Source organism: Rappaport israeli (genome assembly GCF_001888055.1).
Lineage (GTDB): Bacteria > Pseudomonadota > Gammaproteobacteria > Cardiobacteriales > Cardiobacteriaceae > Rappaport > Rappaport israeli.
The window spans coordinates 148471-164904 of the sequence record NZ_LXHZ01000022.1 but is presented as its reverse complement, the minus strand read 5'-3'; the positions used below and the strand labels follow the sequence as shown (position 1 = coordinate 164904).

The window sequence follows — 16434 nt, the reverse complement described above, 5'->3', positions numbered from 1 at the left end:
TACTTAAAAGTTATTTTACTGTCCAGCCTTGATAATCGCTGACATTATCGCGGTCAATTAACTTGACAGGAATAAGCACTACTTCACTGGGCGCTTCTTTGCCTTGTAAAATATCATAGCCGATGCTAACTGCTTGTGATGCCATAACTTGTGGGTCTTGTGCTGGAGTGCCGATAAATAAGCTACTTTCACGTTTTAAAGCCTCTTCGCCATCGGGTGAACCATCTACACCCATTATAAAGAATTCATTGCGTTGGGCTTGTTTGGCGGCTAGGTCAGCCCCAATAGCTGATGGGTCATTAATAGCAAAGACGGCATCAATTTTAGGATGTGCGGTGAGTAAAGCGGTCATAACCTCTAGACCGCCTTCACGACTGCCTTTGGCATTTTGATTGTGTGATAACACTTTAATATCATTATCTTTTTCAAGAGTATCCATGCATCCTTGAACGCGGTCTTGTACAGCAGAAACGGGCGGACCATTGATAATGACAACGTTGCCTTTATGGTTAAGACGCTCAGCTATGGTTTGGCAGGCAATTTCACCAGCTTGATAGTTGTTGGAGGTAACGGTTGCATTAGCGCCATCAGCGGCAACATCAACCGCAACTACGACAATACCTGCATCACGCGCACGTTTAACCGCAGGCCCAATACCTTTAGAATCGGCAGCATTTAGGATAATTAAATCCGTTTTGGCAGCGATAAAATTATCAATTTGCGCTACTTGTTGACCTAAATCATAGCCACTAGATACGGCGGTAACATTGACATTATCGCCTCCTAATTCTTTTGCTTTTAACTCCGCTCCTTTAGCAATTTGCACAAAAAAAGGATTGGCTAAATCTCCCACAGTAATGCCGATAGATTGTAAATCTTTACTCTGAACCAATGGAGCTGCCATTAGTAGGGCTAAAGCTAGGGGTTTTAAGTTCATGATGTTTCTCCTTCTTGATAAGATTATTAAAATTAGTGATGTTTAGTGCGATATTTATCAATTAAAACAGCGATGATGATAACGCCTCCTTTGATAACCAATTGCCAAAAATAAGACACACCCATTAAGGTCATACCGTTGTTTAAGGTTGCGATGATTAAAGCGCCGATAAGTGTGCCAGTGATAGTGCCAATGCCACCAACAAAGCTTGTTCCGCCTAAAATAACGGCAGCGATGGCATCTAATTCATAACCAGTGCCTAAATTGCCATTGGCGCTATAAAGCCTAGAAGCCATCATAACGCCACCCAATGCAGATAATAAGCCACTGACGGCATATACAAAAATAAGCACTAATGAAACACGAATGCCTGTTAAGCGCGCTGCTTGTAAGTTGCCGCCAACAGCGTAAATGTGTATCCCTAATGTTGTGCGACGTAAGATAAACCAACACAGCGCAATCACGGCAAAAGCAATAATAACTAGCCAAGGGACTGAGCCTAAATAGCCATTACCAATCCATGCAAAGTTAATATCAGAATTAATGACGGTTGTGCCATCGGCAACTAAATAAGCCATGCCACGTAGGGCGGTATAAGTTCCAAGAGTTACGATAAAAGGTGGTAACCCAGCATAAGCAACCAATGCGCCATTAAATATACCCATTGCTAAACCCGTAAATAACGCTATGGCTATAGAAAAACCCGCCAATTCGGGTTGTAGGGAACTAATGAGCGTAACAATCGCAGTAACGCCTAAAATAGAGCCAACGGATAAATCAATACCGCCTGTTAAAATCACAAAAGTCATCCCTGCTGCTAGAACAATATTAATAGACGCCTGACGCGCAATATTCATCAAATTGGCTTCACTCATAAAGTTAGGCGCAATAATAGAAAAAACTATAATTATCAATAATAAAATTGGCAAAATACCCATTGCTTGCAATGAGTCGGTCAATAGCGCTTTTTTAAAGGTTGGTTTTGAAACAGACTGCATGGATATCTCCTTGTTAAACCATAGCGCCACATGCCAGCGCCATAATATTTTCTTGATTCATTTGTTGTTGAGTTAGTTCGCCAGCAATAGTGCCTTCTTGCATGACATACACTCTATCGCTCATACCGATAATTTCGGGCAATTCGCTAGAAATCATTAAAATAGCAACCCCTTGTTTAGCCATCTGCGTGATGATTTTATAAATCTCACTTTTCGCGCCTACGTCTACACCGCGCGTAGGTTCATCTAAAATAAATAGCTTAGGATTAATTGCCATCCAACGGGATAACAGAACTTTTTGCTGATTGCCGCCTGATAAACCACTTAGACTGACAAAAGCATTAGGGACACGAATATTGAGCTTTGAGATGGCTTGTTCGGCTTGTTTTTGTATCTGTTTAGGTTGAATGACTCCCAGCGTTGCATCGCGTTCAAGCGTTGCCATAGCGGCATTTTTAGCAATATTGAGCTCTAAAAACAGTCCTTCTTCTTTACGATTTTCTGGTAATAAAGCGATATTTTGAGCAATCGCATGGCGAGGAGAGCTTGGATTAAATTTTTGCCCATTAAGATATATTGCGCCATATTTGGGCTGGCGGATTCCAAAAAGCAAATGCGCAAATTCAGAACGTCCAGCCCCTACTAAGCCTGCCAGTCCAACAATCTCACCTGCACGGACAACTAAGGAAATTTCTTTTACCTTCTCGCCATCACCAAGTTGTTCAACGCGTAGGACCTCAGCGCCAACAGAAACTTGCTCTTTTTGAAATAAATCATCTAATGTACGCCCAACCATCATTTGCACTAATGTTTGTGGGTTAATTTCTTCTTTAGTAAGTGAGCCAATATAACTGCCATCGCGCAATACGCTTACACGATTAGCAAGTTCATAAATTTCTGCCATACGATGGCTAATATAGATAATCGCTAAACCTTCTTGGCGTAGTTTTTTGATGACCTCAAATAATTGTTCGGTTTCGCGTGAAGACAGTGCCGCCGTTGGTTCATCCATAATTAAAATGCGACTTTTGCGATGTAATGCGCGAGCAATTTCAACTTGTTGTTGTTCGGCGATGCTTAAAGAAGAGACTTTTTGCGTGGGGGAAAATTGTGCGCCTAATCGTGTTAAGACTTGTTGGGTTTCTTGCAGCATTTGTTTGTGTTTGATTGAAAAAAGGCTTTTAATTTCTCTTCCAAGAAAGATATTTTCCGCTACCGTGAGGTTGGGTGAGAGATGAATTTCTTGATAAATCAAACTAATGCCAGCGTCAATAGCTGCTTTGGGTGAATTTAGAGGACAAATTTGACCTGCGATAGAGATTTGTCCTGCAGAGGCGGTGTAAACGCCTGCTAAAATTTTCATTAAAGTAGATTTTCCCGCGCCATTTTCCCCCATAAGTGCATGAATTTCTCCTGCATAGCACTCTAAATTCACCTCTTTCAAAGCATAAAAATCACCAAACTTTTTACTAACGGACTCAATCTTTAATAATGGCGCTTGCTTTTTTGATTGACTCATTGGTTATCCCTGAGTGATTTTGTTTCTAGGTTAATCAAAGCATAGTTATATAAATCTAAGATGATGGCATTTTGTTCATAATTGTCATCATTTTGTACGCAGTTGTTTTTACAATGGTGTTTTTTAGATATGGAATTTAAGTGAAGCGTTTAAATGCTTGGTTGGAGATGCGCGGTAGTGTTAGAGCGCGTTTGGTTGGATTTGTATGCCTTGCAATTTTCTTGGTTGGTTTGATTAGTGCTAGCGCATGGTTTGGTTTAAATCATACTTATCAATCTTTGGCGGATTTAAAACAAAAAACCCAGCAACAAATGCTATTTGCAATGACTTTGGGTGTAAAAACAACACAGATTTCTGCTTATGCATTGCGCCTTAGTCAGAGCGCGCGAGCGCTGGAATATCAAGAATCGGCTCGACAATTAGAAGATTATCTCTCCCAAATTCATGAGTTATTAAAAAGCGCGCACCAACACGCGCTCGCTAATCCTGCTGAGCAATTTTTAGAACTGGCGCAGTTTTTACAAGTATTAGAGCAAAGCGTTAAAGAGTTACTTTGGCAGGCACATCAGCGACATATCACGCATACCACGATACTCAGCCAGTTCAATCAAACCATCTTGCATTTACGCCATATGCAGCGTTTAGCACATCATGCTCAGCTAACAGAGGAAGAGGATTTACAATTTTTACAGTTGGAGCGTTTAATTGAGCAAACCATGCAAGGCGCTTTGTCAGCGCAAGATTTTGCAACAATCGTCAGATTATTTGAGGCATTAGAGCCGTCCAAAGCGCAAGGGGCGCTTATGGAAGAATGGCAAAAAGGGAAAACAGTTGTTGAGCAAATCATTACTCAAGCAAATGTATTGGCAGAACAGTCTCAACGAATACATTATTTAATTTATAAAATTAACGCCTTATCAAAAATGATAGAAGAGCGCTACACTATTTTGGCGCAGCAAGAGATGGCGATAGTGCAGGCACATTCAGAACAAGTGCAACAAGATTTGCGTGATTATCAAAAAGTGATTGCGCTGCTAGCAATCTTTACTATTGCCTTAATTATGGTGTTAGGGGGGTATATTGATTCCATTATTGGCAAGAGATTGTATTCGATTACCTATGCGCTTACTGAGTTGGCGAGAGGCAATCACCAAGTGCGCGTGCCACAGCGTCAATATCAAGATGAAATTGGTGAGTTGGCGCGTGCTTTTCAGTTGTTTTATCAGCAATTGCTTACTCTTGAACAAACTGATGCGCTATTAAAAGTTAAGAATAATTTGTTATCGCAAACTTATTTAGCGATGCGCGATGGTTTGGCGATTTTTGATGCGCAGATGAATTTATATTCTTGCAATAAGCAATTTTTACGTCTATTAAAAGTAACAACTGCGATGCAGTCCCAGTGGGATTTATCACAGTTGGCAGAATATTTGCATACGCAGGGCGCTAAAGTTTATGGCAGTGATTTGATGATAAATACACAATGTTTGCAGGAAATACGTCTAGAGCAGGAGCCATTAGAGCTAGCATTCGCAGGGCAAATTTTAGAATGGCGGATTAGTCGATTGCAAGATGGCGGTTTGGTGGCATTTTTAATTGACCGCACCCAGCGAAAAAAACTTGAAATGGATTTGGCGCATAGTCAAAAAATGCGCAGTATTGGGCATTTAACAGGCGGTATTGCGCATGATTTTAATAATTTCTTGCTTGTTATTATGGGCAATTTAGATTTGATTGATGCCACCTTATTGCCGCAGGCACAGGCTAATCGCCTAAAGCGAGCATTAAAAGCGGCGGAAAATAGCGCGGTATTGATTCAGCGGTTGTTGGCCTATGCGCGTAAACAGCCATTACAACCCGTTTCATTGTCAGTGAATGCGCTTGTGAGCGAGGTGGCGGATTTGTTAAAACACAATTTAGCGCAAAATATTGAATTAAAATTGCAATTAGAGCAAAACCTACCGCCTGCCTATATTGACCGAAATCAATTGCAGACGGCGTTGGTTAATTTAATTGTCAATGCTAAAGATGCATTAGAAGGGGGTGGGGTTATTGTGTTGCAAACGCAACAGAAATTAGTGCAACGGCAATATCGCCAAGAACAAATGATTGAAATTGCGGTAATTGATAATGGTTGCGGGATTGATGAGCAGACTAAAAAACAGGTATTTGAGCCTTTTTTTCACCACCAAAAAGACTGATAAAGGCAGTGGGTTGGGGTTGTCAATGGTTTATGGATTTATTCGCCAGTCTAAGGGGCGAATTAAAATAGAGTCTAGTGTGGGGGTGGGGACAAGTGTGTATTTACAACTGCCTTTGGCTCGGGCGTTAACGCCTGCTTCTGTGTCTTTACCAAATCCATCTATTACTTTTATGTCTAAACAAACGCTGTTATTGGTTGAAGATAACGCTGTTTTAAGGGCAACATTAATTGAGCAATTGCAACTAGAGTATTATTGCGTGGTGGCAGTGTCTAGCGCAGAAGAGGCGATGGTGTATTTAGCAAATTCAGCAAGCAAGGTTATGTGTTTATTGTCTGATATTGGGTTGCTTGAGATTGATGGCATAGCGCTTGCGCATTATGTGCGTGAGCATTATCCGCATATTGCAATTGTATTGATGACGGGCAATCAAACCAATATCACCAAACAGGCGCAAGAGTTTATGATTTTGCATAAACCATTTAAAACAGCACAATTATTAGAACACATACAGCGCGCCACTCGTAGGCATACAAATAAGGATTTACCCCTAAAATAAGGAGAAAAGATGTATATCGGCATAGATTTGGGGACTTCAAGCGTTAAAGTTGCGTTGCTTGATGAGGCGCAACAGCTACTGGCGACAACTTCACGCGCTTTAGCAATTGAGCGCCCTAAACCATTATGGGTACAACAAAATCCTTCTGATTGGTGGCAGGCAACAGAGGCGGCAATGGATGAATTGGCTTATTTGTATGATTTGAGTGCGGTGCAAGCGATTGGGTTGAGTGGGCAAATGCATGGGGCAACCGTGTTGGATCGGCAGGATAGGGTGCTGTTCCCAGCCATTTTATGGAATGATGGTAGATGTGAGGCGCAATGCGTTCAATTAGAGAAAGAGGTGCCAGAGTCTCGCCAGATTACGGGGAATTTGATGATGGCAGGTTTTACCGCGCCAAAGCTTAAATGGTTGGCAGAGCATCATCGTCTAATCTTTAAACAGGTGGCGAAGGTGTTGTTGCCTAAAGATTATTTGCGGTTATGCTTGACGGGAGAATATGCCACTGATGTATCTGATGCTTCGGGGACGATGTGGTTGGAGGTGGGAAAACGTCGTTGGAGTGACAAGATGTTGAGCGTCTGTGAGTTAGAACAATCACAGATGCCAAAATTATTTGAGGGCAATGAAATCACGGGCTATTTACGCGATAAATGGGCGCGGCAATGGAAAATGAAATCAGTGGCTGTGGTCGCTGGCGGTGGGGATAATGCCGCCTCAGCAGTGGGTTTGGGATTATATGAGGCGGGGCAGGCGATGTTGTCTTTAGGAACGTCGGGAGTGTATTTTGTGGTGAGTGATGGTTTTTTAACCAATACGGCGCAGGCGGTACATAGTTTTTGCCATGCATTGCCTGAGCGTTGGCATTTGATGTCGGTTAGTTTGAGTGCGGCATCTGCAATAGATTGGGCTGTGAAGGCGTTGGGTTTTACGAATGTGGCGCAGTTATTTGCAGCAGCGAGTCAAGCGCGTGAGGATTCTCAGGTGGTCTTTTTGCCTTATTTGAGTGGGGAGCGCACGCCTCATAATAATGTATATGCACGAGGGGCATTTTTAGGGTTGGGGCATGAGGATAATTCAGCTACTTTGGCAAGAGCGGTGATAGAAGGGGTGAGTTTTGCTTTGCTTGATGGCATAGAGGCGCTTGAACAGACGGGCGTTGTGGCGCGTGAGGTGGTATTGGTTGGGGGTGGGGCAAAAAGTGCATTTTGGCGTCAGTTGTTGGCAAATATTTGTGGTAAGTCATTGCATTATTATAGGCAATCCCCTGTTGGCGCCGCTTTAGGGGCAGCGCGTTTGGCGGCAATGGCTGTTTCTGGTGAGCGTGTTGGATGTCCTTTGAGTGTGGAGGTGTCTGAGCCTAAGCAGATGAAGGAGATTGATTTGGATAAGCGCGCGCGATTTATTGAGAGGTATGGCAGGCTTTATGGTTAGGGAGAAGTGTTTGGATATGTGATACATTGTTTTTCATTTTTAAGGTATGAATTTATCTAGGAGGAAATATGCGTAAGAATTTGGGTTTTGGTTTTGGTTTTGGTTTGGGTTTGATGTTGGGGTTGTGGGGGTGTGCTGGTGGGATGGAGAAGCAGGAGGCGTTGTCGCCTTCTTTGACGGCATCTTGGTTAGATGGGGCGTGTCATCGTTATTTGGAGAAGCAGGAGATTTGGCAGTTTGCAAAAAAGACGTTGGAAGCGCAGGATTTGGCAGTGTCTGAGGTGGAGGCGCAGGTGTGTGCTTGCGCAAGTCGTGGGGCGGCGGAGAATATGACAGCGACGCAGAAGTTGTCGTTGTTGTCTAAGGCTTCACGTGAGAAGACTTTGTTGGATATGGTTGCGCCGATGGCGTTGCGCTGTTATGAGCAGTTTGCGTTGAGGTAATGGTTTGATGGTTGGATTTGTTTAATCGTTTAATATTAGGGGGTGGATGATGCAGGTGGCGTTTTTGGGTTTGGGGGGTGATGGGCTTTCCTATGGCTGGGCATGTGCATCAGGCGGGGTTTGAGGTGTGTGTTTAATCGTCATGTGGAGAAGGCGCGTAGTTGGGTGGCGCAGTATGGTGGGCGGTTGGCGCTTTCGCCTGATGAGGCGGTGATTTCGGCGATTGAGGGGGGTGCGGCTGGGTCGTGGCAGTTGAGTCATCGGGCGCGTTCGATGTTGGTAGGGGAGTTTGATTTTGGTTTTGCGCTGGATTGGATGGTGAAGGATTTGGGTTATGCTTTGGATGAGAGTGTGCGGGTGGGGGCGGTGGCGCTTTTGAATAGGGCGGTGCTTGTACGTTATCAAGCGTTGCAAGGAAAGGGGTTGGGGCGCTTGGATACATCGGCGTTGATTCGGGCGTTGGATTTAGAGTAATTAATTATTTAGGAGAAAGGCGATGCAGTTGGGTCAGTGGTTTGGGTTGGTGATTTCTGGGGTAACAATAATGGGGTGTTCGTCGGTGTTGTCTAATCCGAGTGTGAGTTCGCCGTTGGGGGCGGATGTGGCAGTGGTAAAAGAGCAGGCGTTGACTGAGGCAAAGAAGGGGGCGGAGCCTTTGGTTAAGGCAGGGAGTTTTGCGCAGTGGAAGGAGGGGTTTTACGCGCGGGCGGTGGCGCTTGGGTTTGCTCCGCCGTTGGTGGAGGCGTTGTTGGCACAAGCCAATTATCGTGAGAAGGTGGTGGCGCTAGATCGTGGGCAACCTGAGTTTTCTAAGATGGTGTGGGAGTATTTGGATTCGGCGGTGTCTGAGGCGCGGATTAGGAAGGGGCGGCAGCTGTTGGGTGAGTATGCTGATTTTTTACGAGGGCTTGAGGCGCGCTCTGGTGTGCCCGCGGAGGTGGTGTTGGCGATTTGGGGGTTGGAGTCGGGATTTGGGGGGGCGATGGGGGAAGGTGCATTTGCCCTCGGCGTTGGCGACGCTGGCTTATGATGGTCGACGTGCGCAGTTTGCTGAGGAGCAGTTGTTGGCGTTGTTGACGTTGGCTGGGCAGGAAGATTGGCATGATTTGGCGGTGGAGGGGTCGTGGGCTGGCGGGGATGGGGGCATACGCAGTTTATTCCAGCGACGTTTGTGCGCTATGGGGTGGATGGGAATGGCGATGGTCGGCGCGACCCTTGGGATGTATTGGATGCGTTGGCGTCAACGGCGTCTTATTTACAACAGTCGGGGTGGGAGGCTGGGTTGCCTTGGGGGATGGAGGTGCGTTTGCCGTCGGGATTTGATTTTGCGTTGGTGGAGGCGCGGTTGCCGTTGGCGCGTTGGCGTGCTTTGGGGGTGAGGGCGGTTGAGCATGAGGATTTGGATGGGGCGGTGATGGCGCGGTTGTGGTTGCCTGCTGGGCATCAAGGTGCGGTGTTTTTATTGTTGGATAATTATGAGGTGATTAAGGTTTACAATCAGTCGTCTAGTTATGCGTTGGCGGTTGGTTTGTTGGCAGATAGGATTGGCGGTGGTGGGGGGATTGTGGCGAAATGGCCTCGGCAGGCGTTGGGGCTTTCGCGTGCGCAGGTGGAATTGTTGCAATCTCGTTTGACGGCGCTTGGCTATGAGGTCGGTGGGGTTGATGGGGTGTTGGGACGGCGGACGCGTGAGGCGTTTCGTCAGTGGCAATTGGATAATGGGGTGTTGGCAGATGGGTTTGTGTCGCAGGATTCTGTGGCAGTTCTTTTGGGACGTTAATTTTTAGGAGGACTTATGGGGGATTTGGTGCGGTTGTCGTTGGAGTTTGAGGCGCAACAGAATCGAGGCTATCCGATTGTGATGGCAGAGGGGTTGTTAAGTCGAGGTGAGGCGTGGGCGGGTTTGGTGCGTGGGCAGCAGTTGTGCGTGGTAACTAATCAAGCGGTGGGGGCGCTGTATTTAGAGGCATTGTTGGCAAATTTTCCTGATAAGCAGGTGTTGACGGTTTATCTTGAGGATGGGGAGCAGTTTAAATCAATGGCGGCGATTATGCAGATTTGCGATGCGTTGATGCAGGCGCGCTTTAATCGTGATGCAACAATTATGGCGCTTGGCGGGGGGATTGTTGGGGATGTGGCAGGTTTTGCCGCGGCATGTTATCAGCGGGGGGTGCCTTTTGTGCAGGTGCCCACGACGTTATTGGCGCAGGTGGATTCGTCTGTGGGGGGGAAGACGGGGGTAAATCATCCGCTGGGGAAAAATATGATTGGGGCGTTTTATCAACCGCAGGCGGTGATGATTGATGTGGCGACGTTGCGCTCTTTGCCTAAGCGCGAGTTTAGCGCAGGATTGGCAGAAGCGATTAAGTATGCATTAATCGGGGATGTGGATTTTTTTGCCTGGCTTGAAAGGAATCGGTCAGCGATTGTCCAACAGCAGGCGGAGGGGTTAATTGAGATGATTGCGCGCTGTTGTAGGCATAAGGCGGCGATTGTGGCGAGTGATGAGCGCGAGGCGGGGGCGCGGGCTTTGTTGAATTTGGGGCATACTTTTGCGCATGCCATTGAAACGCTAACGCGCTATGAGCGATTTAAGCATGGTGAGGCGGTGGCGATTGGGATGCGTTTGGCAGCGGAGTTGTCGCGTTTGTTGGGATATGTGTCAGTAGAAGAGGTTGGGCGTTTGCGGGCATTATTGCAGGATGTGGGGTTGCCAGATTCTTTGCCTAGGGATTTAGCGGCAGAGGAGATTTTGTCGCTGATGTATTTGGATAAGAAAGTGGCTAGTGGGCGATTGCGTTTGGTGTTGATGGTGGCGTTTGGGCGTTGTGAGGTGATTTCTGGGGTGGCAGATGAGGATATTCTACAGGCTTTAATAGTAAGTTATGCTGATTAGATTAAACTGTTTGGGCGCTTGGAGATAAGCGCTTTTTTATTGTTTTATTTTTAAGGAGTGAGTATGAAAAAAATGATTTTATCGGCAGTGTTGCTGTCTTCTTCTTGGGCGCAGGCAGCGCAATGGGTGTCTAATGACAATGCGATTACGTTTTTAACGACAAAAGTGAATCAAGAAAATGCGAGTATTACTGAGCAATCGTCTTTTCAAAATTCTCAGGCGCGATTGGATGAGTCGGGCAATTTTGTATTAGAGATTGATTTAAATAGTGTGCAAACCAATGTTGAGATTCGTGATGAGCGGTTGCGCGATTGGGTGTTTCAAACCGATAAATTTACACAGGCGAAAGTGAGTGCAACTTTAGATGTGAAAGCGCTTGAGCAGTTGGCAGTGGGGGAGGTGTTAAAGTTGCAACAGCCTTTGATGTTGGAACTTCATGGTGAACAGGTTGATTTGCAGGCGGATCTAGCGATTCAGAAGGTGGCGGAAGATAAGTTGATGGTCAGTACTTTGTCTCCTGTGATAGTAGATACGTCAGCGGTGAATATGAAAGATGGGGTTGCGGAATTGGTGAAGGTGATGGCGTTGTCTTCTATTGTGCAACAAGTGCCTGTGTCTTTTAATGCGCAGTTTGTGCGTCAGTAGGTTTTTTGGTGGGTATTTTTGGGCATCACTGGGTTTCTGGTGGTGCTTTTTTATTGTGGCGGTTTTTTAGTTGGGGATGGTTATTGGGGAATAAAGCCGATTTTAAAATCTGGAGCAGAGGATGATTACGATGTATTACGATGATAAATGCGCGATTTGTTATGCTTTGGCAAGGCATACAAAGGCTAAGAATCCAGATGAGATTCGTATTGTTGCTGTATCGCAGGCGGTTAATGAGCTTGCTGGTTTTGGGGTGAGTGAGTTGGAGGCGATGACGTATCTTTATGTGCAAGATGATAACAAGAAGATGCATAAAGGAATGGGAGCGGTGCGCCTTTTATATCAAACCGCACGGTTGCCAATGGCAAAAGTGCTTGCTTGCGGGCAAGGAGGCGATGGATGATGCTGTTTGTGAGAATGAGTCCTGTCGTTTGCCGCTTAAAGAGCGGTTGAAATAAGGGGGGTGGTAATTTATGGGGCGCGTTGGATGAAGGTGGTTATTATTGAGATAGGGGGGGATGCGCGAGGTTAGGGATTTCACTGCTTTGGGGATAAATTGTGGCTTGAATTAGCGGGGAGTTGCCCCGCTTTTTTTTGGATTGGATTAAAGAGAAAGGGGGATTTTGGGATTGTTGGGGGAAAAGGGGTTGATGATGGCGCTGGGGTTGAGTTCGGTTTCGATGGCGTGTTGATGTTGTGCAAGGAAGAGGATTTTAACGTTTGCGCCAGCGTCGATGGTGGCGTAGACGGGGAGTCCTTGTTGGCGGAGGTGGTGGATGTGGTGGAGTTGGCTTAGGGTTTGTGGTTGCCAGTAGATGAGGCTTGGACGTGCGGCGTGCATGCTGGCGTGCATGGCAAGCGCGTTGTCTTCGGCTATTTGTCCAAAGCGGGGGAAGTTTTGTTCGTTGATGGCTTGATATAGGGCGCTGATGTCTTTTTCGGCAAGTTCTGCCCAAGCGCTGTAGTAGGGGCTGGTGTCTACGGTGTGATTCATGCCGTTGCGGGAACTTATGCGTTTGGGGCGTTGGTCAAGTTGTAGTAGGGCGATGCGCAGGTCTGGCCATGAGTATTCTATGGGGGTGGCGTAGCTGTCATTGCCTAGGGGGTGTGAGCCTTTGAACCAATAGACAAAGCCATGCCATAGGGAGCGGCTGGCGCTACCGCTACCGATGCGCGCGACGACGGAGAGTGTTCTAGTGGTAAGGTTGAGTTGGAAGAAGTGATTGAGGGCGAGGGTGAGCGCGGCAAAGCCTGAGGCGCTGGAGGCAAGTCCTGCGGCGGTGGGGATGTTGTTGGTGGTGTGAATGAGTAGAGGAAGGGGTTGGTTACGGCGAAAGTGATTGCAGAAGGTGAGTAGGCGTTGGCTGAAGGGGGTATTTAGGGGTTGTTCTTGTTGGTTTAGGAGGATGTGGTCTTGGCCGTCGGGGCTGTGTTGGATTTGTGTGTGGGTGCCGTGGTGGGCGAGCGAGATAGAGAGGCTGCTGTTGTTGGGGAGGTTGAGGCTGTATTGGCGTTTGCCCCAATATTTGCAGAGGGCGATGTTGCAGGGGGCGTAGGCGCTGGCGCTTTGGATTGGGGTGAGGGTTTCGGGAAGGATTTGTGCGAAGTATTGCTCAATGAGGGGGTCTGTCATGATGTGTCCTGTTTGTTAGGGGGTGTGGTGGATGAGTCCTTGTGGCGCAAGGGAGATGGGGATGTGGTGTGTGGGAGGTGGGGCGTTTGTGGCGCTAAGGCTTACGATGCAGTCCCCTAGTCCTGAGCCTGAAATTTTACTGGCGTAGCTTTGGGGGGTGGCTTCTTTTATGAGGCGCTCTAGGGTGGGGTCGCTCACGCCTAGGGCTACTAATAGGGTTTGGTAGTGATTGAGAGCGCGGTAGAGCGTTTGGGGTTGGTGGGTTTTAAGGGCGTTGATGGCGGTTTGGGTGGTGTGCGCCATTTGTTGGTAGAGGTGTTGATGATGTTCGGGCTGTTGTTGCATGTTGTGCGCGATTTTTGCCAGTACTTCGGCGGTGGGGGTTTTGTAGCCGCTGTAACGTAAGCTTAATTGGAAGGGTTGGTTAATGGGAAGGGGGTCAATGCGGGTAGGGTTGATTTGATAGGCGTGTAGGGTGCCATGAAGGCTGGCGGCAAGGTCTGCACCACTGGCAAGGGTTTGGATGCGTCGGGTGTGTTCTAGGGCTTGTTGGTGAATGTGTGTGAGGTTGAGGTTGGGGCTGTGTAGGCGGTTTAGAGCGGCGGTAAGGGCGATGGTGAGGGCTGCTGATGAGCCAAGTCCTAGGGTGGGGTTGATTTGTGAGTAGATGCGCAGATGCAGTCCGTGGGTGAGGGTTTTTTGGTCGCGTGCGTGGCGTAAGATGGTGAGTAGGGGGTGGAGTTTGGGGTGGGGTGGGGAGGGTGTCAAGCGTGCTGTGGTAGTGGGCAAGGTTGCTGTCAATGTGGATTTCGCGGTCGCTGCGTGGGGTGAGGTGGAGGTGGAGGCGTTGGTTAATGGCGGCAACGATGGCTGGGGCGCCGTAGACGACGGAATGTTCGCCACAAAGCATGATGTTAGCGGGTGCTGAGAAGTGAAATGTGTTCATGGTTGCTGTGGGGGGGCGGAGGGGTGTGGGAGGATATGTGCGCCATTAAAGGTGAGTTTTAGGGGTTTGTAGGGCAGCGTTGGGTGGTGGTGTTGCATGAAGTGGGTGAATTGTTGCGCGTCGGGATGATAGATGAGGAGGATTCCTGCCTGTTCGCCACGGATGCTGCCTGCGCCACTGAGTTTGCCGCTGCCACCATGGGTGTTTAGGCTGTCTAGAAAGTGATTGGCGCTTTGGGGGACGACGCCAATACGATTAAGCAGTTGATGGTTTTCTCTTAGGCTTTCTTGTGGGTCGCTTTGCTTTTCTAGGGCGTTGAGTAGGTTTTGGCTGCAGTCGGTAAAGGCTTGCCAGAGGGGGGTGTCGTGGCTGTGGTGTTTGCGCACGTGGTGGACGCATTCGCCTGTTGAGCTTTGCGGTATGCCGTGTAAGACCCAATACCAATGCTGGGTGAGGGGCGTGTTGATGGGGGTGGGCTGTTGGTTGTGAAGGGAATGCAGACCACCATAAACGCTGGCGGTGGCGTCAATGGTGCTGCCTTTGCCGTGTTGGAGGCGCTCACAAAATCGAACATGCTCAAAGCGTTGTTTGGGGGTGAGTGGGAGGTTGAGCATGTGTTCGTATAGCACAAGGGTGGCGGCAATGGCGGCGGCGGAAGAGCCCATGCCTGCGCCAAGAGGGAGGGTGCTGTGGCTGTTAAGTCGTCCTGCGGTGGGGCGGTGTTGATTGGTGCCTAGGGCGGGGAGATGTTGGAGGAGTGTGGCGAGGGTGTAAATGGCGAGGTCGTCGGGGCGATGGAGGATGTGGTTGACGGGGCGTTCGCCACGAATGAATTGTTCAAAGCGTTGGTCGAGTTTGCTTTTAAGGGTTTTGAGCGCTTTTAATGGATAGGGTTTGCCTTTGGAGATTCCTTGGAAGGCGGTGTTGATGCTGTGGCTGTGATGATGAGGGGTGAAGCTGATTTGGGTGTATTCGCTTACGGCAGCGACAATGGCTGGGGCGCCGTAGACGACGGAATGTTCGCCACTAAGAATGATTTTCCCTGGTGCTTGGGCACGAATAATCATGGATTTTTTTGATAGTGGCGTTTGTGTTGGCTGAGTTTTGCAAGGCGATAGCGCGCGTGGTTTTGCTGGGGGAGCTCAATGGTGCTGCCGTCGCTTGGTTCTGGGTTGTGCCAATAGTGTTGGTAGGTGGCGTAGTCGAGACTTTGGCGGTGGGTGAGTTGGTGTTGGTGGCTTTGGCGGTGGCGGTGTTGTTGGTAGTTGGGTTGTACTTGTCCGCTGAAAAATTCACCTACACACCCTGAGCCATAGCTAAAAAATGCGATGTTTTGCTTGGCGAGGTCGTCGCGGTGGTCTAATAGGGAGCTTAGCGCAAAATAGAGGGAGGCGGTGTAGCTGTTGCCGATGAGGCGATTATAGCGCATGCCGTCTTCGATTTGGTCTGGGTTAATGGGGTTTTGGCTGTGCTTGGCGAGTTGTTGATGCGCTTTGACGCCCATTTTGCTAAAGGGGAGGTGGTAGCAAAAATGGCTGAAATGATTAAAGGGATAGCCGCCTTGATCTTGGTAGTCTTGCCAAGCGTGTTTTAAAGCTTTGAGATACATTTGGGCGGAGTATTTGCCATCTACTAGGGCGGTTTTTCGGTAGTTGGGACGCCAAAAATCCATAACGTCTTCGCTGTATTTACCACTAATGGGGTCAATGCTAACCAGTCGTGGATTGGCGCTAATTAGTAGGGCGACTGCGCCTGCGCCTTGTGTGGCTTCGGCGGGGGTGCCGAGGTCGTAACGTGCTATATCGCTGGCAATAACGAGGACTTTTTTATTGGGCTGGCGGGCGATGTGGTCGCAGGCAAGCTGTAGGGAGGCGGTGGCGCTGTAGCAGGCTTGTTTAACTTCGAGAATACGGCAATTGCTTGGTAGGTCTAAAAGGGAGTGGAGATAGAGTCCTGCGGCTTTGGATTGGTCAATACCGCTTTCTGTGGCAAATAAGAGGGTGTCGATGCTGTTGCGTTGTTCTAAATCAGCGAGTAGGGGGGCGGCGGCATTGGCGGCAAGGGTTACGATGTCTTCATCGTGGCTGGCTACGCTCATTTTTTCTTGCCCGATGCCTTTGTGGTATTTGCTTAAATCAACGCCGTTATGCTCCGCGAGAACGGCGAGGTCAAGATAATAGTTTGGGATGTGAAAATGGAGTTGGTCGATGCCTATATTCATGA

General features: G+C 47.9%; 18 protein-coding genes and 1 pseudogene. 12 read left to right on the top strand and 7 right to left on the bottom strand.

Annotated features, from left to right (window positions below):
• Positions 1 to 10: 10 nt before the first annotated feature.
• Genes A5N84_RS06220 through A5N84_RS06210 form a run of 3 tightly spaced genes read right to left on the bottom strand, consistent with a single transcriptional unit; the run spans position 11 to position 3454 of the window.
• Positions 11 to 937, bottom strand: a complete 927-nt coding sequence (locus A5N84_RS06220; protein ID WP_072281677.1) for an ABC transporter substrate-binding protein — start codon at positions 935 to 937, stop codon at positions 11 to 13.
• Positions 938 to 969: 32 nt separating this feature from the next.
• The gene (locus tag A5N84_RS06215) at positions 970 to 1935 is read right to left on the bottom strand and encodes an ABC transporter permease subunit (RefSeq protein WP_072281676.1); all 966 of its coding nucleotides are present in this window, start codon (positions 1933 to 1935) and stop codon (positions 970 to 972) included.
• A 13-nt stretch (positions 1936 to 1948) separates the two neighbouring features.
• On the bottom strand, positions 1949 to 3454 hold the full coding sequence (locus A5N84_RS06210; RefSeq protein ID WP_072281675.1) for a sugar ABC transporter ATP-binding protein: 1506 nt from the start codon (positions 3452 to 3454) through the stop codon (positions 1949 to 1951).
• A gap of 140 nt (positions 3455 to 3594) precedes the next feature.
• Here A5N84_RS06210 and A5N84_RS06205 point away from each other — a divergent pair, with 140 nt between their 5' ends.
• From A5N84_RS06205 to A5N84_RS06170, 11 genes and pseudogenes are all read left to right on the top strand, one after another.
• Positions 3595 to 5655: a PAS-domain containing protein gene (locus tag A5N84_RS06205; protein WP_078055615.1), complete on the top strand. Its 2061-nt coding sequence runs from the start codon at positions 3595 to 3597 to the stop codon at positions 5653 to 5655.
• Positions 5624 to 6214 carry a response regulator gene (locus A5N84_RS09570; RefSeq protein WP_158008665.1) on the top strand — a complete coding sequence of 197 codons (591 nt, stop codon included), beginning with the start codon at positions 5624 to 5626 and terminating at the stop codon, positions 6212 to 6214. The genes A5N84_RS06205 and A5N84_RS09570 overlap by 32 nt, the downstream gene beginning before the upstream one ends.
• A 9-nt stretch (positions 6215 to 6223) precedes the next feature.
• The gene (gene xylB / locus A5N84_RS06200; protein WP_072281674.1) at positions 6224 to 7648 is read left to right on the top strand and encodes a xylulokinase; all 1425 of its coding nucleotides are present in this window, start codon (positions 6224 to 6226) and stop codon (positions 7646 to 7648) included.
• A gap of 68 nt (positions 7649 to 7716) precedes the next feature.
• Positions 7717 to 8091: a hypothetical protein gene (locus A5N84_RS06195; RefSeq protein ID WP_072281673.1), complete on the top strand. Its 375-nt coding sequence runs from the start codon at positions 7717 to 7719 to the stop codon at positions 8089 to 8091.
• Positions 8092 to 8220: 129 nt separating this feature from the next.
• Entirely contained in the window at positions 8221 to 8565 is a 345-nt protein-coding gene (locus A5N84_RS06190) for an NAD-binding protein (RefSeq protein ID WP_072281672.1), read from the top strand.
• A 22-nt stretch (positions 8566 to 8587) separates the two neighbouring features.
• Positions 8588 to 9121 carry a lytic murein transglycosylase gene (locus tag A5N84_RS09565; protein ID WP_078055612.1) on the top strand — a complete coding sequence of 178 codons (534 nt, stop codon included), beginning with the start codon at positions 8588 to 8590 and terminating at the stop codon, positions 9119 to 9121.
• Positions 9084 to 9170, top strand: a pseudogene (locus A5N84_RS13445) (lytic murein transglycosylase); the annotation flags it as partial. The gene A5N84_RS09565 and the pseudogene A5N84_RS13445, both read left to right, overlap by 38 nt.
• Positions 9171 to 9262: 92 nt before the next feature.
• Entirely contained in the window at positions 9263 to 9871 is a 609-nt protein-coding gene (locus tag A5N84_RS11860; protein WP_158008663.1) for a lytic murein transglycosylase, read from the top strand.
• Between the two features lie 15 nt (positions 9872 to 9886).
• Positions 9887 to 10987 (top strand): 3-dehydroquinate synthase, encoded by a 1101-nt coding sequence (aroB, locus tag A5N84_RS06180; RefSeq protein WP_072281671.1) that lies wholly within the window; start codon positions 9887 to 9889, stop codon positions 10985 to 10987.
• Positions 10988 to 11050: 63 nt separating this feature from the next.
• Entirely contained in the window at positions 11051 to 11632 is a 582-nt protein-coding gene (locus A5N84_RS06175) for a YceI family protein (RefSeq protein ID WP_072281670.1), read from the top strand.
• Between the two features lie 121 nt (positions 11633 to 11753).
• A complete protein-coding gene (locus A5N84_RS06170; RefSeq protein ID WP_072281669.1) occupies positions 11754 to 12035 on the top strand; it encodes a DCC1-like thiol-disulfide oxidoreductase family protein in 282 nt (93 codons plus the stop codon).
• Positions 12036 to 12236: 201 nt separating this feature from the next.
• Here A5N84_RS06170 and mvaD read toward each other — a convergent pair whose 3' ends face one another.
• Together mvaD and A5N84_RS06160 are read right to left on the bottom strand one after the other, a co-directional pair.
• On the bottom strand, positions 12237 to 13265 hold the full coding sequence (gene mvaD / locus A5N84_RS06165) for a diphosphomevalonate decarboxylase (RefSeq protein ID WP_072281668.1): 1029 nt from the start codon (positions 13263 to 13265) through the stop codon (positions 12237 to 12239).
• Between the two features lie 15 nt (positions 13266 to 13280).
• Positions 13281 to 14054 (bottom strand): mevalonate kinase family protein, encoded by a 774-nt coding sequence (locus A5N84_RS06160; protein WP_158008662.1) that lies wholly within the window; start codon positions 14052 to 14054, stop codon positions 13281 to 13283.
• A 13-nt stretch (positions 14055 to 14067) separates the two neighbouring features.
• Here A5N84_RS06160 and A5N84_RS12750 point away from each other — a divergent pair, with 13 nt between their 5' ends.
• Positions 14068 to 14193 carry a hypothetical protein gene (locus A5N84_RS12750; protein WP_269844307.1) on the top strand — a complete coding sequence of 42 codons (126 nt, stop codon included), beginning with the start codon at positions 14068 to 14070 and terminating at the stop codon, positions 14191 to 14193.
• Between the two features lie 14 nt (positions 14194 to 14207).
• On the opposite strand, the gene A5N84_RS06155 is transcribed toward A5N84_RS12750, so the two are convergent.
• Both A5N84_RS06155 and A5N84_RS06150 read right to left on the bottom strand, forming a co-directional pair.
• On the bottom strand, positions 14208 to 15278 hold the full coding sequence (locus A5N84_RS06155; protein ID WP_072281666.1) for a mevalonate kinase family protein: 1071 nt from the start codon (positions 15276 to 15278) through the stop codon (positions 14208 to 14210).
• A complete protein-coding gene (locus tag A5N84_RS06150) occupies positions 15275 to 16432 on the bottom strand; it encodes a hydroxymethylglutaryl-CoA synthase (RefSeq protein ID WP_072281665.1) in 1158 nt (385 codons plus the stop codon). The genes A5N84_RS06155 and A5N84_RS06150 overlap by 4 nt, the downstream gene beginning before the upstream one ends.
• Between the last annotated feature and the right edge of the window lie 2 nt (positions 16433 to 16434).

Excerpts from the sequence above, each read along its gene's own strand:
- A5N84_RS06220 (WP_072281677.1), bottom strand. The coding sequence starts at position 937 with ATGAACTTAAAACCCCTAGCTTTAGCCCTACTAATGGCAGCTCCATTG.
- A5N84_RS06215 (WP_072281676.1), bottom strand. The coding sequence starts at position 1,935 with ATGCAGTCTGTTTCAAAACCAACCTTTAAAAAAGCGCTATTGACCGAC.
- A5N84_RS06210 (WP_072281675.1), bottom strand. The coding sequence starts at position 3,454 with ATGAGTCAATCAAAAAAGCAAGCGCCATTATTAAAGATTGAGTCCGTT.
- xylB (WP_072281674.1), top strand. The coding sequence starts at position 6,224 with ATGTATATCGGCATAGATTTGGGGACTTCAAGCGTTAAAGTTGCGTTG.
- A5N84_RS06195 (WP_072281673.1), top strand. The coding sequence starts at position 7,717 with ATGCGTAAGAATTTGGGTTTTGGTTTTGGTTTTGGTTTGGGTTTGATG.
- A5N84_RS09565 (WP_078055612.1), top strand. The coding sequence starts at position 8,588 with ATGCAGTTGGGTCAGTGGTTTGGGTTGGTGATTTCTGGGGTAACAATA.
- aroB (WP_072281671.1), top strand. The coding sequence starts at position 9,887 with ATGGGGGATTTGGTGCGGTTGTCGTTGGAGTTTGAGGCGCAACAGAAT.
- A5N84_RS06175 (WP_072281670.1), top strand. The coding sequence starts at position 11,051 with ATGAAAAAAATGATTTTATCGGCAGTGTTGCTGTCTTCTTCTTGGGCG.
- A5N84_RS06170 (WP_072281669.1), top strand. The coding sequence starts at position 11,754 with ATGATTACGATGTATTACGATGATAAATGCGCGATTTGTTATGCTTTG.
- mvaD (WP_072281668.1), bottom strand. The coding sequence starts at position 13,265 with ATGACAGACCCCCTCATTGAGCAATACTTCGCACAAATCCTTCCCGAA.
- A5N84_RS06155 (WP_072281666.1), bottom strand. The coding sequence starts at position 15,278 with ATGATTATTCGTGCCCAAGCACCAGGGAAAATCATTCTTAGTGGCGAA.
- A5N84_RS06150 (WP_072281665.1), bottom strand. The coding sequence starts at position 16,432 with ATGAATATAGGCATCGACCAACTCCATTTTCACATCCCAAACTATTAT.